Source organism: Pseudoalteromonas sp. SG43-5 (assembly GCF_014164345.1).
In the GTDB taxonomy this organism is placed as follows: Bacteria; Pseudomonadota; Gammaproteobacteria; order Enterobacterales; family Alteromonadaceae; genus Pseudoalteromonas; species Pseudoalteromonas distincta.
The window spans coordinates 17,877-41,575 of record NZ_JACJFA010000021.1; the positions used below are offsets into that span (position 1 = coordinate 17,877).

18 protein-coding genes are annotated in these 23,699 nt (G+C 39.5%); 9 read left to right on the forward strand and 9 right to left on the reverse strand.

All coding sequences use genetic code 11. The annotated features are described in order from the left end of the window. Window positions 1-20: 20 nt before the first annotated feature. From mioC to rpmH, 6 genes are all read right to left on the reverse strand, one after another. Entirely contained in the window at window positions 21-470 is a 450-nt protein-coding gene (mioC, locus tag H5161_RS17220) for an FMN-binding protein MioC (protein WP_024604761.1), read from the reverse strand. 1,070 nt (window positions 471-1,540) lie between these two features. Then, a complete protein-coding gene (gene mnmE, locus H5161_RS17225) occupies window positions 1,541-2,905 on the reverse strand; it encodes a tRNA uridine-5-carboxymethylaminomethyl(34) synthesis GTPase MnmE (RefSeq protein WP_007584209.1) in 1,365 nt (454 codons plus the stop codon). 134 nt (window positions 2,906-3,039) lie between these two features. Then, a complete protein-coding gene (gene yidC / locus H5161_RS17230) occupies window positions 3,040-4,677 on the reverse strand; it encodes a membrane protein insertase YidC (protein WP_024597181.1) in 1,638 nt (545 codons plus the stop codon). An 8-nt stretch (window positions 4,678-4,685) separates the two neighbouring features. After that, window positions 4,686-4,961, reverse strand: a complete 276-nt coding sequence (gene yidD / locus H5161_RS17235; protein WP_004335219.1) for a membrane protein insertion efficiency factor YidD — start codon at window positions 4,959-4,961, stop codon at window positions 4,686-4,688. A 129-nt stretch (window positions 4,962-5,090) separates the two neighbouring features. Then, the gene (rnpA, locus tag H5161_RS17240) at window positions 5,091-5,513 is read right to left on the reverse strand and encodes a ribonuclease P protein component (RefSeq protein ID WP_004335217.1); all 423 of its coding nucleotides are present in this window, start codon (window positions 5,511-5,513) and stop codon (window positions 5,091-5,093) included. 7 nt (window positions 5,514-5,520) lie between these two features. Then, a complete protein-coding gene (gene rpmH, locus H5161_RS17245; protein ID WP_004335215.1) occupies window positions 5,521-5,655 on the reverse strand; it encodes a 50S ribosomal protein L34 in 135 nt (44 codons plus the stop codon). Window positions 5,656-6,173: 518 nt separating this feature from the next. Here rpmH and dnaA point away from each other — a divergent pair. From dnaA to H5161_RS17280, 7 genes are all read left to right on the forward strand, one after another. Then, window positions 6,174-7,556, forward strand: a complete 1,383-nt coding sequence (gene dnaA, locus H5161_RS17250; protein WP_004335207.1) for a chromosomal replication initiator protein DnaA — start codon at window positions 6,174-6,176, stop codon at window positions 7,554-7,556. Between the two features lie 13 nt (window positions 7,557-7,569). Next, a complete protein-coding gene (gene dnaN / locus H5161_RS17255) occupies window positions 7,570-8,673 on the forward strand; it encodes a DNA polymerase III subunit beta (protein WP_004335206.1) in 1,104 nt (367 codons plus the stop codon). A gap of 15 nt (window positions 8,674-8,688) precedes the next feature. Then, window positions 8,689-9,783 (forward strand): DNA replication/repair protein RecF, encoded by a 1,095-nt coding sequence (gene recF, locus H5161_RS17260; RefSeq protein WP_024597182.1) that lies wholly within the window; start codon window positions 8,689-8,691, stop codon window positions 9,781-9,783. Between the two features lie 12 nt (window positions 9,784-9,795). After that, a complete protein-coding gene (gyrB, locus tag H5161_RS17265) occupies window positions 9,796-12,222 on the forward strand; it encodes a DNA topoisomerase (ATP-hydrolyzing) subunit B (protein ID WP_024597183.1) in 2,427 nt (808 codons plus the stop codon). Between the two features lie 140 nt (window positions 12,223-12,362). Continuing rightward, window positions 12,363-13,265: a glycine--tRNA ligase subunit alpha gene (glyQ, locus tag H5161_RS17270; protein WP_004335201.1), complete on the forward strand. Its 903-nt coding sequence runs from the start codon at window positions 12,363-12,365 to the stop codon at window positions 13,263-13,265. A 1-nt stretch (window position 13,266) separates the two neighbouring features. Beyond that, window positions 13,267-15,336, forward strand: coding sequence for a glycine--tRNA ligase subunit beta (gene glyS, locus H5161_RS17275; protein WP_182769745.1), 2,070 nt, complete (start codon window positions 13,267-13,269; stop codon window positions 15,334-15,336). Between the two features lie 74 nt (window positions 15,337-15,410). Then, entirely contained in the window at window positions 15,411-15,860 is a 450-nt protein-coding gene (locus H5161_RS17280) for a hypothetical protein (protein WP_004335197.1), read from the forward strand. Between the two features lie 197 nt (window positions 15,861-16,057). On the opposite strand, the gene tusA is transcribed toward H5161_RS17280, so the two are convergent. The 3 genes from tusA to fadB all read right to left on the reverse strand — a co-directional run bounded on the left by tusA (window position 16,058) and on the right by fadB (window position 19,923). Beyond that, window positions 16,058-16,297, reverse strand: a complete 240-nt coding sequence (gene tusA / locus H5161_RS17285; protein WP_182696209.1) for a sulfurtransferase TusA — start codon at window positions 16,295-16,297, stop codon at window positions 16,058-16,060. 292 nt (window positions 16,298-16,589) lie between these two features. Beyond that, window positions 16,590-17,759 carry an acetyl-CoA C-acyltransferase FadA gene (fadA, locus tag H5161_RS17290; RefSeq protein ID WP_024597185.1) on the reverse strand — a complete coding sequence of 390 codons (1,170 nt, stop codon included), beginning with the start codon at window positions 17,757-17,759 and terminating at the stop codon, window positions 16,590-16,592. A 4-nt stretch (window positions 17,760-17,763) separates the two neighbouring features. Further along, complete coding sequence (fadB, locus tag H5161_RS17295) at window positions 17,764-19,923, reverse strand: fatty acid oxidation complex subunit alpha FadB (protein ID WP_138489862.1); 2,160 nt, start codon at window positions 19,921-19,923, stop codon at window positions 17,764-17,766. 192 nt (window positions 19,924-20,115) lie between these two features. Here fadB and H5161_RS17300 point away from each other — a divergent pair, with 192 nt between their 5' ends. Then, window positions 20,116-22,002, forward strand: coding sequence for a transglycosylase SLT domain-containing protein (locus H5161_RS17300; RefSeq protein WP_182673063.1), 1,887 nt, complete (start codon window positions 20,116-20,118; stop codon window positions 22,000-22,002). Between the two features lie 310 nt (window positions 22,003-22,312). Beyond that, complete coding sequence (gene pepQ, locus H5161_RS17305; protein ID WP_182738243.1) at window positions 22,313-23,635, forward strand: Xaa-Pro dipeptidase; 1,323 nt, start codon at window positions 22,313-22,315, stop codon at window positions 23,633-23,635. Window positions 23,636-23,699 lie beyond the last annotated feature (64 nt).

Sequence of the window (23,699 nt, forward strand, 5' to 3'; positions counted from 1 at the left end):
TAACTTTTTACTTGATCTATCTATTTTAAGCCTGTTTTGGTTATCCAAGAGTCTAACCATGCTAATGCTGTGTCTTCTGGTAGTGCTTCATCGAGAATATTAAGCTCTAAGCGTTCTGCTACTTTTATAGCGCCTTTTTGAGATAATAAGGCATCTATATTACGTCCAGCTTGGTTGTAAGTGTCATAACTGGTATCACCTAAAGCGATTACTGAGTATTTTAATTCTGATAAATCATTAGCTTGAGTCACATCTTCAACAAAGCTAATAAAGTTTTCAGGATAATCACCTGCACCATAAGTAGATGTGCAAATTAACCAAATAGTATTTTGCTGATCTATATCGCTAAATTCAGGTTGATCATGTAGTTGTGTAGTAATACCAAGGTTATTAAGCGCGTCGCTTAGTTGCTCTGCAACATACTCGGCTGATCCCATTTGGCTGCCAACAATAAGATTTACTGAACTCATGAATATTAGTGATCACATTGGTTTTAATTGCTGCCTATGATAACTGAGTGTGAGTAACAGTAAAGTTAAGAGTGCTTTTTTGTATAACTATTTTTGTGCTAATTTTACTCTTATTTGAAAGCGCCTCCTTAAGCTGTTGATATTATAGGAATTAACAAAATATCTTTAAATGTAATCTTCTGATCAAGTTGTTGATAACAGTGGGGGAAGCTCTGTTTAAACACACCTTTTAGGTTGTTTAATAATCGCTAAGTTATTGATATTACTATTTAGTGAAAGATTTAATTATAAATCTAGGCATAAAAAGCACAAGGTGATCATAATGTGGATATAAAGGTTGTTGATAACCTTAAATTTAGATCGAAAATAATTTTATTAAATGATCTAATTGAGCTGATCTAACGAAATTAATTAAAAATAAGCTTATAAACAGATAATTTTTAATAGAACATTAGGTTTTTATCTGCGAGGTGGCTCAATTTACTATTTATTTGAGCTAAAAATTAGGTTTTGTGGATAAGTGATCTCAATATATTTAATTTAATGCGTATTTATAGCTGCTTTTTTTATGTATTTTGCTGGTGGATTAGTAGATCAAAAGTTTGATGCACTCAAATCTCGAGTCATTTTTATTAAAAAGCCGCAGTGATCGTCTGTCCATATGTTGTATAAAGTTGATTATTTAGAGTGCTTATCGTCACGTTTTAGCTCTTAAATTGAGCAAATAATATTAGTTTTTATGAGCTAGGTAATTATAAAAAAGCTATTTATAACTAACTTTTGTGTGGAGGATAACGATTTTAAAACGTATTTTTGTTTGAAATATGTATCGGTTTTGAGGTTTTGACCTTAAAATGGGTGTTACTTGCGCTATTAATACCTTACTTAAAGGCTCTTTTCACTGTCTAATCTACATGATCTGGCTGGTAATAATTATCGCTTTGGGTATGATTTTATTGGCAGAACTGGCTGGGATTGACGGTACAAATACATATTTTATAGTGAATATTTTACATAAAAAAAGAGCACCGAAGTACTCTTATAATAAAAATATATCTGTAATAAGGTGCTTATTTACCAATACAAAATGAGCTAAATATTTTGCCAAGTAAGTCGTCTGAGGTAAATTCACCGGTTATTTCGTTTAAATACTGCTGTGTTAAACGCAGTTCTTCAGCCAATATTTCACCAGCAATGTGCATTTCTAATTGTGTTTTACCTGTTTCTAAATGATACGCAGCACTCTCTAGCGCATCCAAATGACGACGGCGCGCCATAAAGCCACCCTCTGTTGCGCCTTGAAAGCCTATACAGGCTTTTAAATGCTCGCGAACAAGTTCAATACCGTCAGCATTTTTAGCACTTAAGCTGATGACCGGGTATTGTTGCTCTTGCTCCATTCCTACTATATCACCCGATAAATCAGCTTTATTTCTGATGACCGTAACCCCCATACCTTCTGGTAATTTGGCCATAAATTCAGGCCAAATTTTATGCGGGTCAGTATCTATAGTGTCAGTGCCATCAAGCATAAATAAAACGCGATCGGCTTGGTTTATTTCATCCCACGCCCGCTCAATACCTATTTGTTCTACGCGGTCAGGGCTCTCTCGTAGGCCTGCTGTATCTATAATATGCAGTGGCATACCATCTATATGTATATGCTCTCGTAGTACGTCGCGAGTGGTACCGGCTATTTCTGTTACGATTGCAGCTTCACGACCGGCTAGGGCATTTAATAGGCTTGATTTACCGGCATTTGGGCGACCAGCAATAACAACACGCATACCTTCGCGCATGATGCTGCCTTGCTTGGCTTGGTTGGTTACGGTATTAAGCTGGGTAATGATGGCGTCTAAGTCGCCTGATACCTTACCGTCTGATAAAAAATCAATTTCTTCATCAGGAAAATCTATTGCCGCTTCTACATACATACGTAAGTGAATTACTTTTTCTACAAGCGTTTCTATGTGTTTAGAAAATTCACCTTGGAGAGACTGTAGGGCGCTTTTGGCAGCTTGTTCGCTTGTAGCATTAATTAAGTCGGCGATGGCCTCTGCTTGTGTTAAATCAAGCTTGTCATTCATAAATGCGCGTTCAGAAAACTCACCAGGCTTTGCTAAACGAACGCCCTCTATTTTACTAATTTCTTTAAGTAGCATATCAAGTACTACAGGACCGCCGTGGCCTTGTAATTCAAGTACGTCTTCACCAGTAAATGAGTTAGGACCTGCAAAGTAAATCGCAATACCTTGGTCAAGTTGCTCGCCAGCTAGGCTTTTAAATGGCACGTAATCGGCGTAGCGAACTTTAGGAATTTTACCTACTACTTTTTCGGCGACACTTTTAGCAAGGCTACCTGAAACGCGAATAATACCAACACCACCACGTCCGGGGGCAGTTGCTTGTGCTGCAATTGTATCTTGATTGATCATGCTATTAATTTGCCAACGATGAGTAACTTTATGGCGGTATTGTAACCTATGAAATAAACACTCGCGAATACTCTGGTGAAAAACAGGCAATAAAAAAGGCGACCGAAGTCGCCTTTATATAAGTAGGAGCTTAGTTAGCCTCTTACTTTAATTCCTTTCTTTTCCATGCCACGGTAGATGATTAACATCTGGACAATAGAAATAAGGTTAGACACTAACCAGTAAAGAACTAAACCCGATGGGAACCATAAGAAGAATACAGAGAAGATAACCGGCATAAAGGTCATCATTTTTTGCTGCATTGGATCAGTTACCGTCATAGGCTGAAGTTTTTGCGTCACAAACATACTCGCACCAAATAAGATTGGTAATACGTAGTACGGGTCTTGTGCAGAAAGGTCTGTTAACCAAAAAATAAATTCAGCATGGCGAAGTTCAGTTGACTCTAAGAATACGTAGAACAAGGCTAAGAAAATTGGCATTTGTAGCAAAATAGGGAAACAGCCACCCATTGGGTTAACTTTTTCTTTTTTGTACATTTCCATAGTTGCTTGGCCGAACTTTTGACGGTCGTCACCAAACTTTTCTTTAAGAGCTGCCATTTTAGGCTGTAGGGCACGCATTTTTGCCATTGAAGTGTATTGCGCTTTAGTAAGTGGGTACATTAACGATTTAACGATAATAGTGATGGCAATAATTGCTACACCCCAGTTACCTAAAATGCTATGTAGCCATTTTAGCAATACAAATAAAGGTTGCGAAATAAACCATAACCAACCGTAATCTACAGTTAAGTCTAAGTCTGGGTGAATTGCTTCAAGAATATCTGACTCTTTCGGACCCATATAATAAGTAGCAGTTAGTGTTTGCTCACTACCAGCTTGAATATTTACAGCGGGATCTTTAGCACCAATAATAGCGGCATTACTTTTTGTAATTAAACTATAAATTGTATTTGTTTGATCCTGCATTGGAACCCAAGCACTTACAAAGTAATGTTGTATAAATGCAACATAACCACCTTGCGTGTTTTTGTTTAGGTTTTTATCAGCCATATCTGAAAAACTATACTTTTCGTATGGTTCTTCGTCAGTACCGTATGCAGCACCTAAATAGTTTTGATCAACCATGCTACCTTTTTCTTGTACGGTACGCTTAATTTGCGTGTATAGCTGTACTTGAAGAGGTGCGCTGGTAGTGTTGTTGATTTTGTATTCTAAGCCTACGTCATACTGACCTTTTTTAAATACATATGTTTTAGTAAAACTAACACCATTACTATCAGTAAACTGAAGTGGAACGCGAAGCTCATCACCCGTTAAGGTATATGATTTTTGTTCGGTACTATAAGTAGGGCGACCGTTAGCTGATGCGTCAGGGCCATTTAAGCCAATTAAGCCACTTTGTGAAAAGTATTGTTTGCCACTATCAAGCTGACCAAGAAGCATATAAGGTGTTTCACTTCCTTTAGTTTCTTCGTATTGAAGAAGGTCTGTTTCAACAATGTCACCGCCTTTGGTGTCAATTTTAACTTTAAAAACGTCAGTTGTGATTTCAATAACTGAACGTTTAGCTAAAGTTGCTGAAGCGGGTAAACCTGAATCTGACGATGAAGGAATATAATCATCCGACTCTGGTGAATTTGCTTGTAGTGTTTGTGTTGTGGCACTTGGATCGGCTTTAGGCTTGTTGTAATCATTATCCCATTCTTGGAACAATAAAAACGACACTAGCATTAGGCCAATTAATAAAAACGTGCGTTGCGATTCCATAACAGCTCTTATTTCTCGTGTTGGTGGTTAATATGGGTTAATTTTTCAGGTACGGGATCGTCTCCACCTGAATGTAAAGGATGGCATTTTAATATGCGTTTTAAAGCTAACCAACTACCTTTTATAAATCCATGCAAATTAATTGCTTGAATTGCATAATGTGAGCAGCTTGGATTAAAACGACAATGCGGACCTAACAGCGGGCTAATCCACTTTTGATAACCGCGGATAAATAACACTAAACAAATCTTAGGAAAAGCAACAAGTGGTTTAATTAACCTCATGATGTTTATGCCCCTACTTAAGTTTAGTGAGATAGATATCATGTATTTAAAGACTCAATTAGAAATTTTAAATGCATGATTAAAAGGTGAGCTAAAGATACATTAATTAACCCTGCAATTCTATTGCAATTAGGTTTGTTTATTAGATTTAGCTGATTTGTTTGGGCGTTTCTTAAAAGGTGGCGGTTTAGGTGCACCTGGTTTACAGCGTTCGTTAATTTTTCGCCATAATTTAGTAAGTTGTTTGGTTAATTCTTCATTAGACTGTTCATCAATACCACTTTTCACCATAAGCACAATATCAATATTATCGATGCTGTGTTGATTTAAACGAAAACTTTCGCGAGCGAGACGTTTAATACGGTTTCGTTGGCATGCCTTTTTTACGCGTTTTTTAGCAACAGTAAGACCTAACCGAGGTTTTTCTTGGTCATTTGGTTTAGCTAATAGAGTAAAGAAAGGAGTTGCAGCCCGAGCGGGTTCATTAAATATGCGAGAGTAATGCGAGGGAGTTAACAGACGTAACTCCCTGCCAAAGCTAAAGTCTTCCACTTATAAATTAAGCAGAAAGAACTTTGCGGCCTTTAGCGCGGCGACGTGCTAATACTTTACGGCCATTTACAGTTGCCATGCGAGCACGGAAGCCGTGTGCACGTTTGCGTTTTAAAACGCTAGGTTGAAAAGTTCTTTTCATAACAATCTCATCCGATCGGTTAAAGTTAAAACATCCTATACAGGTCGCGATCCTGGCATAGGTGCCATTGCGAGCGCGAGATATTATAGAGTAAGTAACGTAAAGTCAATCATAATTACGTTCGCAGTATAGAGCCTACTTATGGTTCATAAAGAGATCATGTAGAGCGATCTGATAGGATCATCATAAATAAGAAGTTTTCCACAGCCCCTGTATAAAAAGTGAATAAAAGCGGGGGAAAAGAAAATTGGATCGTAAATTTGGTTCGCGATCTTGGTGTTATTTTGTTATGATCTCCTCTTCGGATCTAAAATAAAAACTGTTTTAAATCAGGTTGTTAATGGTTTTATACATCGATATCAACAATTTTATAAAAATCAATCTTTTACTTGTGGATAAAGTGCCTTCATAATACGCGGTCTTGGGTCGCTTATTGGACCATTTGAACGCAATAAATGTATGATTTATAATCATTAATGATGTGCGGGAATAAAAATTATATCTCTGGGAGTTTAACTGTGTATCTGTCGGTTTGGCAAAGTTGTTTATATGTATTGCAAGATGAGCTGCCTTCGCAGCAATTCAGTATGTGGGTAAGACCACTACAAGCAGAAAGTACCGAAGATACCTTGACGATTTATGCACCTAATCGCTTTGTGCTTGATTGGGTAAGAGAAAAGTACCTAAATAGAATTAACGAATTATTAGTAGAAATTTGTGGTGTTGAAGCACCAAAGCTACGTTTTGATGTAGGTAGTAAGCCTTTATTAAATGCACAAGCTGCACCGGTTATAGAAACGCAATCAGCACCACAAGCTTCTACAAAACAACAGCCTCGTGAGCAAAAGCCTGTTGTTGAACCTGCACCTAAGTCAGGTTACAAATCTAACATTAAAGAAAACTATACCTTTGACAGTTTTGTTGAGGGTAAGTCAAACCAATTAGCAAAAGCAGCGGCCACTCAAGTTGCCGATAATCCTGGCTCTGCTTTTAACCCTGTATTTATTTATGGTGGTACTGGTTTAGGTAAAACTCACTTATTACATGCTGTAGGTAACGGCATTATGGCAAACAAGCCAGATGCTAAAATTGTTTACATGCATTCAGAACGCTTTGTTCAAGACATGGTAAAGGCACTACAAAATAATGCGATAGAAGAATTTAAGCGTTATTACCGCAGTGTTGACGCATTAATGATTGATGATATTCAATTTTTTGCTAATAAAGAGCGTTCACAAGAAGAGTTTTTTCATACCTTTAATGCATTGCTTGAAGGCAACCAACAAATTATTTTAACCTCTGACCGTTATCCAAAAGAGATTGAAGGGGTCGAAGACCGTCTTAAATCACGTTTTGGTTGGGGATTAACAATCGCGATTGAGCCACCAGAGCTTGAAACTCGCGTTGCTATTTTGATGAAGAAAGCACAGCAAAGTAAGATTAACTTACCACATGAAGTTGCCTTTTTTATCGCCAAAAAATTACGTTCAAATGTACGTGAACTAGAAGGCGCACTTAACCGTGTAATTGCTAATGCTAATTTTACAGGTCGTCCAATTTCGATTGATTTTGTAAAAGAAGCACTACGCGATTTACTTGCCTTGCAAGATAAGCTGGTTACGATAGATAATATTCAGCGCACCGTTGCTGAGTACTACCGAATTCGAGTGTCAGATCTATTGTCTAAGCGCCGCAGCCGCTCTATAGCAAGGCCACGCCAAGTTGCCATGGCATTATCTAAAGAATTAACTAATCACAGCTTACCTGAGATTGGTGACGCATTTGGTGGACGCGATCATACGACCGTATTACACGCATGTCGTAAGATAAAATCACTACGTGACGAAAGCCACGAAATTAAAGAAGATTACCAAAACTTAATAAGAACATTGTCATCTTAGGGCTGACTTTATTATGCAAATAACAATATCAAGACAACAATTTTTAAAGCCATTGGTGCAAGTGTCGGGTGCAATAGAGCGCAAACACACGCTACCAATCTTATCTAACGTTTTGTTAGTGGTAGAAAACGGACAACTTTCAATGACGGGTACTGACCTTGAAATTGAATTAGTTTCTGGCGTATTTGTAGGTGATGATATTGCCGATACAAAACTAACGTTACCCGCTAAAAAGTTACTCGATATTTGTAAAAGTCTACCTGATGGTTCAGACATTACTTTAAGCTTGCAAGAGCACCAATTACTTTTAACCAGTGGTAAAAGCCGTTTTTCATTAACGACTTTATCTGCTGATGATTTTCCTAATTTAGAGCAGTGGGATGGTGAGGTTGAATTTCAACTAACTCGTTTAGAGCTTCGTAAATTACTCGAAAGCACACATTTTTCGATGGCAAATCAAGACGTACGTTATTACTTAAACGGTATGTCGTTTGAAGTAGATAATACAGATATAAAAACAGTAGCAACAGATGGTCACCGTTTAGCTATTGCACAAAAGCAATTAACGCAATCGCTTAATACTCAACGTCAATTAATTATACCTCGCAAAGGTGTGCAAGAAATTATGCGCCTTATGGTAGCTGACGACGAATTGGTTACAATTCAGTTTGGTGCTAACCATATACGTATTATTGATATTGAGTTTACATTTACAAGTAAGCTAGTTGATGGACGCTTTCCTGATTACCGTCGTGTATTACCACGTGGTGGTGACAAAGTAATTACAGCTAACCGAGAATGGTTACGAAATGCGTTTCAACGAGTGTCTATTTTATCGAATGAAAAATTTCGTGGTGTACGCTTGAACCTATCAAACGGTTTATTAAAAATTACTGCCAATAACCCAGAGCAAGAACAAGCTGAAGAAGTTGTTGAAGTAAGTTACGAAGGCGCGGACCTAGAAATAGGATTCAACGTGTCTTACGTATTAGATGTACTAAACACATTAAAAACAGAAGACGTACTATTTACATTAGCCGACTCAAACAGCAGTGCATTAATTGAAGGTGCAGGCGATGAAGAAGCAATGTACGTTGTTATGCCTATGCGTTTATAAGACTATAAATACATAATGAGCTTAAGTCATTTGAGCCTCAAATATTTTCGTAATATTGAGGCGCTGACGCTAGAACCAGTCAACGGCGTTAATATAATTTATGGTGAAAATGGCAGCGGAAAAACCAGCCTTTTAGAGGCTATATATTACCTTTCTCATGGCAAATCTTTTCGTACTCCAAAACACAAAAGTATTATTGCGCACCAGCAAGAGCAATTTGTAATTCACGGGCGTAAAACAATACACGATTTATCAATTCCAATTGGTATTAGTAAAACGCAAACGGGTGAGACCAATTTAAAAATTCAAGGTAAGGCGAGCCGTAAGATATCAGAACTCGCTCAACTTATGCCTGTACAAATTATTACACCAGAGAGTTATTCTTTGTTTTTTGGTGGACCTAAAGAGCGCAGAAAGTTTTTAGATTTAGGTTTGTTCCACGTGGAACATGAGTTCTTTTTTTTGTGGCAATCATTTAATAAAGTACTTAAGCAACGTAATGCATTGTTAAAAACTAAGCCCAAGAATTATTTTGACCAAATTAAGTTTTGGGACAAAGAATTTGTTAGACTGGCTGAAGAAATAAATAAATTAAGATTGGCGTATATAAGTAGGTTTAAGCAGCAATTTTTTGATAAAATGTGTGCAGAATTGACGCTTGTACGTGATTTAGAAATGACCTTTAGCGCAGGCTGGAAAGAGACTGAATCTCTTGCAGATGCGTTAGAGCAAAACTTTGAGCGAGATGCTCGCCAAGGGTTTACAAGTAAAGGCCCTCATAAGGCCGATTTTAGTTTTAGTGTCGCTGGCAACAGTGTGGAGAATACATTCTCACGCGGTCAATTGAAGCTATTATTGTATGCGTTGAAAGTTACGCAAAATAGCTTAATTGAGTCAGAGACAGATAAGCAATCTATATTGCTAATAGATGATCTACCTTCAGAATTAGGCGAAGATACAAAAGAGAAAGTGGGACAATTACTTGCTCACTGCAGTTCTCAAATTTTTATCTCTTCAATTTTATCTGAAAGTATTTCTGCTGTGGTGGAACCCATGCAACGAGAACTACAAATGTTCCACGTGAAACATGGCAACCTAATAACAAGATAAGTGGGATTAACCATGTCTGAGAATTATGACTCGTCGAGTATTAAAGTACTTAAAGGATTAGACGCAGTAAGAAAGCGTCCTGGAATGTATATTGGGGACACCGATGATGGCACAGGCTTACACCACATGGTGTTTGAGGTCGTTGATAACTCGATCGATGAAGCCTTAGCAGGTCATTGTGATGATATTTATGTAACGATTCACTTAGACGGTTCTGTCTCAGTTCGAGATAACGGTCGTGGTATCCCAACTTCTATCCATGAAGAAGAAGGCGTATCTGCAGCCGAAGTTATTATGACGGTACTTCATGCCGGTGGTAAGTTTGATGATAACTCTTATAAAGTATCAGGTGGCTTACACGGTGTTGGTGTTTCTGTTGTAAATGCACTTTCAGAAAAACTAAAACTGACTGTTCGTCGTGAAGGAAAGCTTCATGAGCAGTTTTATACTATGGGTGTTCCAGATGCACCTTTAGCTGTAATTGGTGACTCAGAAACAACTGGTACAGAATTACGTTTTTGGCCAAGCGCTGAAACATTCACAAATTTAGATTTTCATTACGACATTTTAGCTAAGCGTTTACGCGAGCTTTCATTCCTAAACTCAGGTGTGAGCATCATCTTAAATGATGAGCGTGAAGAAAATAAATCTGACCACTTTAAATATGAAGGCGGTATTCAAGCTTTCGTAGAATACTTAAACCGTAATAAAACACCTATACATAAAGGTGTGTTCCATTTTACTCACGAACGTGAAGAAGATGGTATTAGTGTTGAAGTATCAATGCAGTGGAATGATGCATACCAAGAAAACATTTACTGTTTCACAAATAATATTCCACAACGTGATGGTGGTACTCACTTAGCCGGTTTTAGATCAGCGCTAACACGTACACTTAATAACTACATGGAAAAAGAAGGCTTTAACAAAAAAGCTAAAACAACCAGCAATGCTACCGGTGATGATGCCCGTGAAGGCTTAACGGCTGTTGTTAGTGTTAAAGTTCCTGATCCTAAGTTCTCATCACAAACTAAAGACAAGCTAGTATCAAGTGAAGTTAAATCTGCGGTTGAACAAGCAATGGCTGAAAAATTCACTGAGTTTTTACTAGAAAACCCAACTGATGCCAAAATTGTTGTAGGTAAGATTATTGATGCCTCACGTGCACGTGAAGCGGCGCGTAAAGCCCGTGAAATGACACGACGTAAAGGTGCAATGGACTTAGCAGGCTTACCAGGTAAGCTAGCTGATTGCCAAGAAAAAGACCCAGCACAATCTGAACTATATATAGTGGAAGGGGACTCTGCTGGCGGATCAGCCAAGCAGGGACGTAACCGTAAAAACCAAGCTATTCTTCCGCTTAAAGGTAAAATATTAAACGTAGAAAAAGCACGTTTTGATAAAATGTTATCTTCGCAAGAAGTAGCAACACTAATTACTGCATTAGGGTGTGGTATTGGTCGTGACGAATATAACCCTGAGAAATTACGTTATCACCGTATCATCATCATGACCGATGCGGACGTGGATGGTTCTCACATTCGTACGTTACTACTAACATTCTTCTATCGTCAAATGCCTGAAATTGTAGAACGCGGTTATATTTATATTGCTCAACCACCACTTTATAAAGTGAAAAAAGGTAAGCAAGAGCGTTATATTAAAGATGATCCAGCATTAGTAGAGTACTTAACGTCGCTTGCACTTAATAATGCTGCTTTATATCCAAGTGCAGATGCTTCTGCGCTAGAAGGTGAAGCGCTAGAGAAAGTCGTTCACGATTACCAAAATACAGTTAAAGTTATTGAGCGTTTAAAGCGTAAATATCCTAACACGGTAATGGAACGCTTAATCTACCAAACAGAGTTGAAAACTGATGACCTTTCTGACGAAGCTAAAGTAATTGCTTGGACAAAAGAGTTAGTTGATGACTTGATTGCACGTGATGAAGATGCAACTATTTTCCATGCAGGCACAGAGTTTGACGCTGAGCGTAATATGTATTACCCGGTTGTGAATATTCGTCAGCACGGTGTTGATAAAGCACATGTACTTCATTATGACTTTATTGCATCACGTGACTACCAACGCATTGCTGTGACTGGTACTAACATTGCAAACATCCTAAAAGAAGGTGCTTATATTCAACGTGGTGAGAAAACAAAACCTGTTGATAACTTTGTGGATGCTTTGGAATGGTTGATCACAGAATCTAAGCGCGGGATCTACATTCAACGCTATAAAGGACTGGGTGAAATGAACCCAAGCCAGCTTTGGGAAACGACAATGGATCCTAGTGCCCGTCGTATGTTACAAGTAACGATTGAAGATGCTGTTGGCGCGGATCAATTATTTGCCACCTTAATGGGTGATCAAGTAGAGCCTCGTAGAGAGTTTATCGAAACTAACGCTCTACGCGTAGTTAATCTAGACGTGTAAAAATATTACTTACACCGAAAAAGGAGCCTAATGGCTCCTTTTTTATTTTTTCAATTACACAAACTGCTTAAAACCTGAGTGTACACACGGTATACTAAGGGTAATTTTCACGCTACTTCTTAGATAGTAAAAAGCCAAATATGCAAAAATATGACGTAAAAACCTTCCAAGGTTTGATCCTGGCTTTACAGGATTATTGGGCGCAGCAAGGCTGTGTCATTATTCAACCACTTGATATGGAAGTGGGCGCCGGGACATTTCACCCGCAAACATTTTTAAAGTCTATTGGTCCAGAGCCAATGTCGAGCGCGTACGTTCAGCCGTGTCGTCGTCCTACGGATGGCCGCTATGGTGAAAACCCAAATCGCCTACAACATTACTACCAATTCCAAGTAGTTTTAAAGCCATCGCCAGATAACATCCAAGAGCTTTACTTAGGCTCATTAGCGGCAATGGGTATTGATACCCTTACTCACGAAGTTCGCTTTGTAGAAGATAACTGGGAATCACCTACGCTAGGCGCATGGGGCTTGGGATGGGAAATTTGGTTAAACGGCATGGAAGTAACGCAGTTTACCTACTTTCAACAAGTGGGTGGCTTAGAGTGCTCACCAGTAACAGGCGAAATTACTTACGGCCTAGAGCGTTTAGCAATGTACATTCAAGGCGTAGATAGCATTTACGACCTAGTATGGGCAGACGGTCCACTAGGGCGCGTAACATACGGCGACGTGTTCCATCAAAATGAAGTAGAGCAATCTACTTATAATTTTGAACATGCAAACGTAGAAGACTTATTTGCACAGTTTGATAAGTGTGAAGCAGAAAGCCAAAAGTTAATTGAAGCTAACTTACCACTACCTGCATACGAGCAAGTAATGAAAGCATCGCACGCATTTAACTTACTAGACGCACGCCACGCAATTTCGGTAACCGAACGTCAGCGTTATATTTTACGCGTTCGTGCGTTATCAAAAGCGTGTGCACAAAGTTACTATGACAAACGTGAAGCGCTTGGTTTCCCGCTGTGTAAGGATAAGTAAAATGTCAGCACAAAATTTATTAGTAGAAATTGGCACTGAAGAGTTACCACCAAAAGCATTGCGTAAATTAGCAGAAGCCTTTGCTGCAAACTTAACTCAAGAGCTAGAAACATTAGAATTAGCACACCAAGGCGTAAGCTGGTATGCATCGCCTCGTCGTTTGGGTTTACAAGTAAAAGCGCTTGAAGCTAAGCAACAAGACAAAGAAGTTGAAAAGCGTGGCCCAGCAACAAAGGCAGCGTTTGACAGCGAAGGTAACCCAACAAAAGCAGCAATGGGTTGGGCACGTGGTTGTGGTATTGAAGTAAAAGACGCACAAACACTTGAAACCGATAAAGGCGCTTGGTTATTGCACATTGCTAAAGTAGCAGGGCAAGAAACTAAAACCCTAATGACAGATGCAATCACAAAAGCATTAAGTAAATTACCAATCCCTAAACCAATGCGTTGGGGCGCGAATAAAACACAATTTATTCGCCCTGTGCATACAGTAACTATTTTATTTGGTGATGAGCTACTTGAAGGCGAAATTCTTGGTAAGCAAATAACTAACCAGCTTCAGGGTCATCGTTTTCATCACCCAGAAAAAATTAGCATTAACCATGCAGATGACGTTTTTGACGTACTTAAATCTGCTTACGTTATTGCTGATTACGAGCAACGTAAGGCGCAAATTCGAGCACAAATAGAAGAGGCTGCAAGCGCAGTTAACGCTGTTGTTGCAATGGATGAAGATTTACTAGAAGAAGTAACATCACTTGTAGAGTGGCCAGTTACTTTAACGGCAACATTTGAAGAAGCATTTTTAGATGTACCAGCCGAAGCGTTAATTTACACCATGAAAGACGATCAAAAATATTTCCCGTTATTAGATCAAAACGGCAAACTTTTAAATAAGTTTTTGTTTGTATCTAACATCGAAAGTAAAGATCCAAGTGTGGTTATTTCTGGTAACGAAAAAGTAGTGCGCCCGCGTTTAGCCGATGCACAGTTCTTCTTTGAAACAGATAAAAAGAAAACCCTAGAAAGCCGATTAGAGTCGCTTGATAGCGTATTGTTCCAAAAGCAACTTGGTACGCTTAAAGATAAGTCTGAGCGCATTAGTGAACTTGCAGGTTATATTGCTGAGCAATTAGGTGCTGATAAAGACCTAGCACAGCGTGCAGGCTTATTAAGTAAAACTGACCTAATGACTGAAATGGTTATGGAATTTACCGACGTGCAAGGTGTAATGGGAATGCATTACGCTCGCCACGATGGTGAAGCCGAAGATGTAGCCGTAGCGCAAAACGAGCAGTACATGCCACGCTTTGCAGGCGACAACTTACCTACAAACTTAATTAGCTGCGCAGTAGCGATTGCTGATAAGTTTGACACGCTGGTGGGTATTTTTGGTATAGGCCAAGCACCTAAAGGTGACAAAGACCCATTTGCTCTTCGTCGTGCTGCTATTGGTGCACTGCGCATCATGGTAGAAAAAGAACTACCACTTGATATTTTAGACCTAGTAGCTAAATCGCAAACATTGTTTGGCGACAAGTTAACTAACTTAAATGTATCAACTGACGTATTTGAATTTATGCTAGGGCGCTTCCGTGCTTGGTATCAAGACGAAGGTATTGAAGTAGACGTAATTCAATCAGTGCTTGCACGTCGTCCGACTAAACCTGTTGATTTTGATCGCCGTGTTAAAGCCGTAAGCCACTTCCGTACATTAGACGCAGCAGAAGCGCTTGCAGCGGCTAATAAGCGCGTAGGTAATATTCTGGCTAAAAACGACATTACCAGCCAAGGTAGTGTTGATGAGAGCTTATTAAGCGACGACGCCGAAAAAGTATTGGCATCACAAGTAGCAAAATTTGCCACTGACCTTGCACCACTTTACGCAGATGGAAACTACCAAGAAGCATTAAGCCAATTGGCGGGTATTCGTGAAAGTGTTGATAACTTTTTTGACAACGTAATGGTTATGGCCGACGATGAAGCTGTTAAGCAAAATCGTCTTGCGCTATTAAGCCAGTTAAGCGGATTGTTTTTAGGTATTGCAGATATTTCTGTTTTACAAAAATAACACCGATTAGCAATTTTAAAAGCCAGCGTTTTGCTGGCTTTTTAGTTTTCACTGTATGCAAAGGATACCCATTGATGATTTCTATGAAACGAATTTTAACCTTAGCAATTGCTGGTTTACTTACTGCCTGTACAAGCCAAATTTCGATTAACGATGTATTGCCACAGCAAGAGCTTGACCGCACAATTTACTTACGTGGCGACTTTACATTGTGGGATGCAGAACCCCAGTATCAGTTTGCGCCAGTTGGCCCTGCGCTTTATCAAGCGCAAGTTAAATTTTCGACCCCAGGTAAAGTGTACGAATTTAAAATAGCCGATGCCGATTTTAGTGAAGGTTACAACTGTGGTTACAGCGACGCACAACCAGCAGGACAAAAGCTAACACTGGGCCAGCCAGCTATCGCAGACTGTAATACTATTTATAACTACTTTAGTTTCACACCAGCAATAAAAGGCACGTACATAGTAAGTATTGATTACAGTGACTACGATAAGCCACAAGTGACGATAACGAAGAAGTGATTTTTAGCTATTTAATAGCCCTAGTGGGTTGATGGATTTGTGACAAGGACGTTGTAGGATTTATTCAGCATTAACACCAAGGGGGTTTCGTAGTTTGGGTAGAGTGAAGCGAAACCCAACATGTGTGGCGAACAAAACTATTTTGGTGGTTATTAAATACGTTGGGTTTCGTAAAACTCAACCCGACCTACGTGAGTTTAAAGCCCTTTCTTCACCACATATCTATACGGTGCTGCTTCTGCATCTTTAGCTACCAGCGTGTGATCCATAAACGTACAAAAGCTCGGAATATCGCGAGTGGTTGACGGGTCATCAGCAGTTATTAATAACGTTTCACCGTCATTCATTTTACGAATAGCAGCACGTACCATCATTACTGGCTCTGGGCAGCGAAGGCCTATGGCATCTAATTGGTGATCGGGATTATCAAAGCTCATAATAAATTGGCCTGTTTAATTAAAGTGATTGCTGTGTACGCGAGTGCTTAGGTATAGCAATTAATAAGTTTGGCAGTTTAACGCAATTTTATGTGTAATTTAACTATTTTACTTAATGCTTTTAGCAGTTTCAAAATGCTTTATTTAATAATACGCCCGATCACATAATTACGCTGTTACATGCTTGTTTGATAAAGGGACGTTTTATAAATTGAAGCTAATAAAAAAGGCGAACTGAATAAAATCAGTTCGCCTTTTTAATCACCAAGATGGTTTTACATGTTTAAACTAATTAGTCTTGAACACGTTCAAATACAGTTGCAATGCCTTGGCCTAAACCAATACACATAGTTGCTAAACCGTATCGTACATTTTTGTCTTCCATTAAGTGAATAAGCGATGTGCTAATACGCGAACCCGAACAACCCAGTGGGTGACCAAGTGCGATTGCGCCGCCATTTAAATTCACTTTTTCGTCAACAACATCCATTAACCCTAAATCTTTCATTACAGGTAATGATTGTGCTGCAAAGGCTTCATTAAGTTCTACTACGCCTAGGTCATCAATTGTAATACCGGCTTGAGCAAGTGCTTTTTTACTTGCTGGTACTGGGCCGTAACCCATAATTGATGGATCGCAACCAGCGACTGCCATTGCTTTAATGCGCGCACGAATTGGTAAACCAAGTTCTTTTGCTTTTTCTTCGCTCATTACTAACATTGCAGATGCGCCGTCAGAAAGTGCTGAAGAAGTACCGGCTGTTACCGTACCTGATGCAGGATTAAATACTGGGCGAAGCTTTGATAGACCTTCTACTGTTGTTTCTGGGCGAATTACTTCGTCGTCTTCAACTAAGATAAGCGAACCATCTGCATCGTGACCTTCCATTGCTAAAATTTCGCGACGGAAGCGGCCTTCAACAGTTGCAGCTTGTGCACGTTGATGTGAACGGTAAGCAAATTCATCTTGTTGCTCACGGCTAATGCCATGAAGCGTTGCAAGGTATTCTGCTGTTAAGCCCATAGAGCCAGACGCTTGTGCAATTGATGTTGCTAAGCCTGGGTGAAAGTCGTTGCCGTGAGTCATAGGTACGTGACCCATGTGCTCAACACCACCAATTAGGTAAGTGTCGCCAGCGCCTGTCATTATTGCGCGTGCTGCGTCATGCAATGCTTGCATAGAAGAGCCACATAAACGGTTAACCGTAACAGCAGGAACGCTGTGCGGAATACCGGCAAGCAATGATGCGTTACGTGCTACGTTAAAGCCTTGCTCTAATGTTTGCTGTACACAACCCCAATAAATATCGTCAATTGATGCTGGATCAACTGCAGGGTTGCGATCTAGTAAGCCTTTCATTAAATGTGCGCTTAAGTCTTCTGCACGTTTATGTTTGAATACACCACTTTTAGAGCGACCCATTGGTGTGCGGATACAATCTACAATTACTGGATTATTCATGATATTAACCTTCCACCTTATAGAAAACACGACCTTCTTCGGCCCACTTGCGAGTTTGTTCAGATACTTGGTAAATCGCACCTAGGTGAGCGTATTTGTCTGCTGCTGCAACAAAGTTAGCTAAACCAGTTTGATCTAAGTAACGGAACGCGCCGCCTCTAAATGGAGGGAAACCAACACCGTAAACTAATGCCATATCTGCTTCTTGCGGCGAGGCAACAATGCCTTCTTGCAAACACAGTAGCACTTCGTTAATCATTGGAATCATACAACGGTCGATGATTTCTTGTTTATCAAATTCTTTTGGTGCGTCTGTGATTGGGCTTAGTAGCTCAATTGCTGTCTCGTCATGAGACTTTTTAAGACGACCGCGACGATCTGTTTCGTATTTGTAAAAACCGGCTTTGTTCTTTTGTCCAAAACGTTTTTCGTTGGCAAAAATAGTCACAGGGTCTTTATCAGCACGCGCCATACGCTCAGGGAAACCGTCAGCCATTACGCCAGTACAATGGAACGCTGTATCAATACCTACAACATCAAGTAGGTAAGCCGGACCCATAGGCCAGCCAAATACGTTTTCCATTACTTTATCTACTTTTGCAAAGTTAGCGCCTTCAACCACTAATTTGCTAAAACCTGCAAAGTAAGGGAATAAAACACGGTTTACAAAAAAGCCTGGGCAATCGTTAACAACAATTGGCGATTTACCTAATTTAAGCGCGTAATCAACTACTGCATTAATTGTTTTATCTGAGGTTTTTGCACCACGGATAATTTCTACTAATGGCATTTTTGGCACAGGGTTGAAAAAGTGCATACCACAGAAGTTTTCTGGCTTATCTAGCGCTTGTGCTAGTAAATCAATACAAATAGTCGATGTATTTGAAGTAAGTACAGTGCCTTCTGGCATGTTCTTTTCAAGATCAGCGAGTACTGCTTGCTTAACTTTAGGGTTTTCTACAACGGCTTCAACAATGATGTTGGCACTTTGTAGGTCTGACTCGTTAAGTGTTGGTTTAATTTTGCTAAGTGTTGCCAACATTTTTTCCATTGGCATGTGGCCACGCTTAACTTTTGCACCTAACAATTTAGATGCTTCACCCATACCTAAATCAAGCGCATCTTGTTGGATGTCTTTCATTATAATAGGTGTGCCTTTATAAGCAGACTGGTATGCAATACCGCCACCCATAATACCAGCACCTAATACAGCGGCTTGTTTAATTTCTACATCGCTGTGCTTAGCAAATTTACGTGCTTTACCTTTAATGTATTGATCAGCTAGGAATATACCAGTTTGTGCTGCTGCTTCTGGTGTACGTGCTAATTTAGCAAAGTTAGCGTTTTCGATTGCCATTGCTTCATCGCGAGTACAGTTTGCCGCTGCTTTAATAGTACGTACAGCCATAACCGGTGCAGGATAGTGGCCTTTGGTTTTACCCATTACCATACCTTCTGCCATAGCAAAGCTCATGCCTTGCTCAACACGGTTTAATTTAAGTGGCTGTAGTTTTACGTTGCGTTTTGCTTGCCAATCTAGCTTGCCAGCAATCGCCAGTTCAAGTGTTGATACACTTGACTCTAGAAGTTTGTCAGCACTAACTACCGCGTCAAACGCACCTACTTTAAGGGCATCTGCTGCGCGGTTTTCTGCGCCTGAGGTAATCCACATCATCGCGTTATCGGCGCCAATGATACGTGGTAAGCGCACTGTGCCACCAAACCCTGGCATTATGCCAAGTTTAACTTCTGGTAGGCCCATTTTAGCTGTTTCGCTTGCCACACGATAATCGGTAGCAAGTGCCCACTCACAACCACCGCCAAGTGCCATACCGTTTATAGCGCTTAGAGTTGGGAATGGTAAATCTTCAATTGCATCAAAAACGTCGGTTGCGTTTTTGATCCACACTACTAATTCTTCTTCAGGTTTAGTAAATGTAGGTAAAAATTCGAAGATATCGGCACCAATAATAAAGTGGTCTTTATCACTGGTAAAAATCATGCCTTTGATATCAGTATTGGCGGCTAATTCTTTTAATGCTGCTGCGCAATCTGAAAGAGTTTTTTGAGATAGTGTGTTTACAGAACCTGCAACACAAAACTTAAACTCGGCGATGTTTTCCTTCAGGAAGCTAACTTCAAAGGAATCGCTTTTATATAACATTATTATTCTCCCTAGTTGACGAACTAAGACTGGTACGATGAGTTTGCATTTCAATCAGTGTGCTTGCTTTAAATTAAAAATGCAACGAAAAATTTAACTCGGTTACAATCGACTGGTTAAAATATAGCTGGTTTGGTGCTAAGGTGGTTGAAAAGTTTTTATTCACAACTTTAATTTTTATTAAAGGACATTATGAAAAAATATTTACTAAGTGTTGCGGCAGCTGCATTCATTTTTCCTCTTCATTCTGCCGAGGCAAGTATTGATAACGATGCATTTTTAGATGCCGAAAAAAAAGTAAGGTACGGCAGTTACCAAGACTTTAAACAAGCGGTTAGTAACCTAAATCATCCGTTAAAACCTTATGTTGAAAAAACGTATTGGCAACGCCATCCGAGCATTAAACATCAGGCAGAAATAGAAGAATATTTAAATATATACCAGCATACGCCGCTTGAGTGGCCGGTCCGTAAAGCATGGTTAGAGTATTTAAAAGATAACAACGAAAAGGCGGCGTATATCCGCAACTATCGTGAAACGTCTAATACGGAGCTTACTTGTACTTATTTAGATTTTCAGCTTGATTTAGGTGCGCCCGAAAAGGCAATTCTAAATCAGGTGACCGACTTATGGGCTGTAGGTAAATCGCAACCTAATGGTTGTGATAGTTTATTTTCTACGTGGCGTAAAAAAGGCTACATGAAAGAAGAAACGGTTTGGAAGCGTGTAACACTTGCTGCACAAGGCGGAACGCAAAGCTTATTACCTTACTTAAAAACTTTATTACCAAGTAAGGAGCGTTACTTAGCTGACTTATATTTAAAAGTGCGAAAAGATCCAAGCGCAGCCGCTGGATTATATAGATATAAAAACAAGTCGGCTAAAGAAGGGCAAATAGCTATTTATGGTGTTAAGCGTTTGGTTTGGCGCGATAAAGAGCTAGCTTTAAAAGCATGGGAAAAGCTAGAAAAAATATTTAAGTACAGCGATGAAGAAAAAGCGGATGTGTATTACACTTTTGCATTGTCACTTGCCTCTAGCGGGCATAAACAAGCGAGCTTTTGGCTAAATAAAGTGCCAAAAGAGCGACTAGACAGCAAGCTTATTCAGTGGCAACTGGGCAATATGCTCAAAACCCAAGATTGGGAAGGGATTGCTGCATTTTTTACAGGTAAAGAAAATTTAAGTCTTGGTCAGCAATATTGGTTAGCTTATAGCTATGCACAACGTGGCGAGCAACAAAAAGCAGACGACATTTGGAAAAAAGTAGCGGCTAATCGTGATTATTACGGCTTTTTAGCCGCAGCACGTTTGGGGTTGCCCGTTGATTTAAATAATCAGCCTTTAGCAGTCGATAAGGTACTTGTAGATAAAGTGAGTAATGCACCAGGCTTTAAGCGTGCAAAAGCACTTTATGATATTGAGCGCTTTACGTCGGCACGCCGTGAATGGAATTACCTAACGGATACCTCCAGCGATGAAGAAAAGCTGGCAGCATCACAGTTATCTACCGATTTAGGTTGGCACGACAGTACTATTTTTACTTTAGCAAAAATTAAAGCATGGGATAACGTAGAGCAACGTTTTCCGTTTGCGTTTCAAGATGTTTTTGAGCGCTACAGTAAACGTAGCAAGATAGATGTTGCTTGGAGTATTGCTATTGCAAGGCGCGAAAGCTCTTTTGCGCCAGATGCACGCTCGCATGCTAATGCGCGTGGTTTAATGCAGTTATTACCTAGTACTGCTGAGTATGTAAATAAAGGCAGTGTGACAAGTAGTCGTTTATATCAACCTAAAACAAATATTAGGTTAGGTACGAGTTACTTACAATACTTAAAAAAGAAAAACCATGGCAATGAAGTGCTGGCTACGGCTTCTTATAATGCGGGTTATCACCGTATAAAGCGTTGGTTACCTGATGACGCTATTCCGGCTGAGTTATGGGTAGAGCTTATTCCGTATCGCGAAACCCGCGATTACGTAAAAAATGTATTTGCGTACAGGCAGGTTTACCATACAAGAATGGGCCGAGAAGGTAATGTATTAGCGCCGCTACTCGAAATGAAAATGGGCGGTTGAATATATGATACCAATCGACCAATAACTTAACACGATAGGTATAGGTATTAATAAGGGGGATGTTTACATGTTAAATATCCCCCTTTTTTGAGCGCTTAGGGTAATACCAATTTTATTAAAAACGTGATCATTCTAGCGTATTAAATAACTCAATAACTGCGTTAAAAATTATTTATATAGAACAACTATGTATCATAATTTTAGCCTTGTTATTAAGCTATTTTCTTATCGCTATAATAGATCATTAATTTAATGCAATTGGTATAAGTGATAGACTCATAGCAAGTTAAATTTAACAGATGGATTAACAATGGATAAATTAGCCGTTTTATACGCCGAACATATTGCAACACTGCAACAGCGTACTCGTACAATTTGTAATAGCGAAGGGTTAGAAGGATTAGTAATTCATTCAGGCCAAGCTAAGCGCCAGTTTTTAGATGATATGTATTATCCATTTAAAGTTAATCCACAGTTTAAAGCATGGTTACCGGTTATTGATAATCCTCATTGCTGGATTGTGGTAAATGGCAGCGACAAGCCAAAACTCATATTTTATCGCCCGGTAGATTTTTGGCATAAAGTACCAGACGAGCCTCGCGACTTTTGGGCTGAGTACTTTGATATAGAGCTACTACTTCAGCCTGATCAAGTAGAAAAGTTATTACCATATGATAAAGCTAAATATGCTTACATGGGTGAATACATTGAAGTAGCGCAAGCACTTGGTTTTAGTATTATGAACCCTGAGCCTGTACTTAACTATTTTCATTACCACCGCGCTTATAAAACCCAGTACGAACTTGAATGTTTACGCAACGCTAACCGCATTGCAGTAGATGGGCATAAAGCTGCACGCGATACATTCTTTAATGGTGGTAGCGAGTTCGACATTCAGCAAGCGTACTTAATGGCGACACGTCAAAGCGAAAATGAAATGCCGTACGGCAACATTGTTGCGCTTAACGAAAACTGCGCTATTTTGCACTACACGCACTTTGATCCAAGAGTGCCACACACCCACAACTCATTTTTAATTGATGCCGGTGCAAACTTTAATGGTTACGCTGCTGATATTACTCGTACGTATGATTTTAAAAAGCAGGGTGAGTTTGCTGAGCTTGTACAAGCGATGACTGTTCAACAAATCGAGTTAGGTAAAGGTTTAAAGCCGGGTATGCTTTATGGTGATTTACACGTTGAATGCCATAACCGTATCGCACAAATACTCAGTGACTTTAAAATTGTTAACCTACCCGCGGAGGAAATTGTTGAGCGTAAAATTACATCTACTTTCTTCCCGCATGGACTAGGACATCACCTAGGTTTACAAGTGCATGATATGGGCGGTTTTATGAGTGACGAAAAGGGCACACATCAACCATCGCCTGAAGGGCATCCGTTCTTGCGTTGTACTCGCCTGATCGAAAAAAACCAAGTGTTTACTATTGAGCCAGGTTTATACTTTATTGATTCACTGCTTGGTGATTTAGCGCAAACCGATAATAAGCAGTTTATTAACTGGGAAAAGGTAGAGTCATTTAAACCATTTGGCGGCATTCGTATTGAAGATAACATTATTGTTCACGAAGATAGCCTAGAGAATATGACGCGTAATTTAGAACTCGATTAATTTCTATAAAGACGAGTTAGCGAATAAACGTTAAAATATGCATATGAACGGGGCCTTTAGGCCC

What these genes read in the sequence shown, in the direction of transcription:
- recF (WP_024597182.1), top strand. Translation starts at nt 8,689, where the DNA reads ATGAGCTTAAGTCATTTGAGCCTCAAATATTTTCGTAATATTGAGGCG.
- glyQ (WP_004335201.1), top strand. Translation starts at nt 12,363, where the DNA reads ATGCAAAAATATGACGTAAAAACCTTCCAAGGTTTGATCCTGGCTTTA.
- gyrB (WP_024597183.1), top strand. Translation starts at nt 9,796, where the DNA reads ATGTCTGAGAATTATGACTCGTCGAGTATTAAAGTACTTAAAGGATTA.
- pepQ (WP_182738243.1), top strand. Translation starts at nt 22,313, where the DNA reads ATGGATAAATTAGCCGTTTTATACGCCGAACATATTGCAACACTGCAA.
- glyS (WP_182769745.1), top strand. Translation starts at nt 13,267, where the DNA reads ATGTCAGCACAAAATTTATTAGTAGAAATTGGCACTGAAGAGTTACCA.
- fadA (WP_024597185.1), bottom strand. Translation starts at nt 17,759, where the DNA reads ATGAATAATCCAGTAATTGTAGATTGTATCCGCACACCAATGGGTCGC.
- yidD (WP_004335219.1), bottom strand. Translation starts at nt 4,961, where the DNA reads ATGAGGTTAATTAAACCACTTGTTGCTTTTCCTAAGATTTGTTTAGTG.
- H5161_RS17300 (WP_182673063.1), top strand. Translation starts at nt 20,116, where the DNA reads ATGAAAAAATATTTACTAAGTGTTGCGGCAGCTGCATTCATTTTTCCT.
- dnaN (WP_004335206.1), top strand. Translation starts at nt 7,570, where the DNA reads ATGCAAATAACAATATCAAGACAACAATTTTTAAAGCCATTGGTGCAA.
- mnmE (WP_007584209.1), bottom strand. Translation starts at nt 2,905, where the DNA reads ATGATCAATCAAGATACAATTGCAGCACAAGCAACTGCCCCCGGACGT.
- H5161_RS17280 (WP_004335197.1), top strand. Translation starts at nt 15,411, where the DNA reads ATGATTTCTATGAAACGAATTTTAACCTTAGCAATTGCTGGTTTACTT.
- yidC (WP_024597181.1), bottom strand. Translation starts at nt 4,677, where the DNA reads ATGGAATCGCAACGCACGTTTTTATTAATTGGCCTAATGCTAGTGTCG.
- mioC (WP_024604761.1), bottom strand. Translation starts at nt 470, where the DNA reads ATGAGTTCAGTAAATCTTATTGTTGGCAGCCAAATGGGATCAGCCGAG.
- tusA (WP_182696209.1), bottom strand. Translation starts at nt 16,297, where the DNA reads ATGAGCTTTGATAATCCCGATCACCAATTAGATGCCATAGGCCTTCGC.
- fadB (WP_138489862.1), bottom strand. Translation starts at nt 19,923, where the DNA reads ATGTTATATAAAAGCGATTCCTTTGAAGTTAGCTTCCTGAAGGAAAAC.
- rpmH (WP_004335215.1), bottom strand. Translation starts at nt 5,655, where the DNA reads ATGAAAAGAACTTTTCAACCTAGCGTTTTAAAACGCAAACGTGCACAC.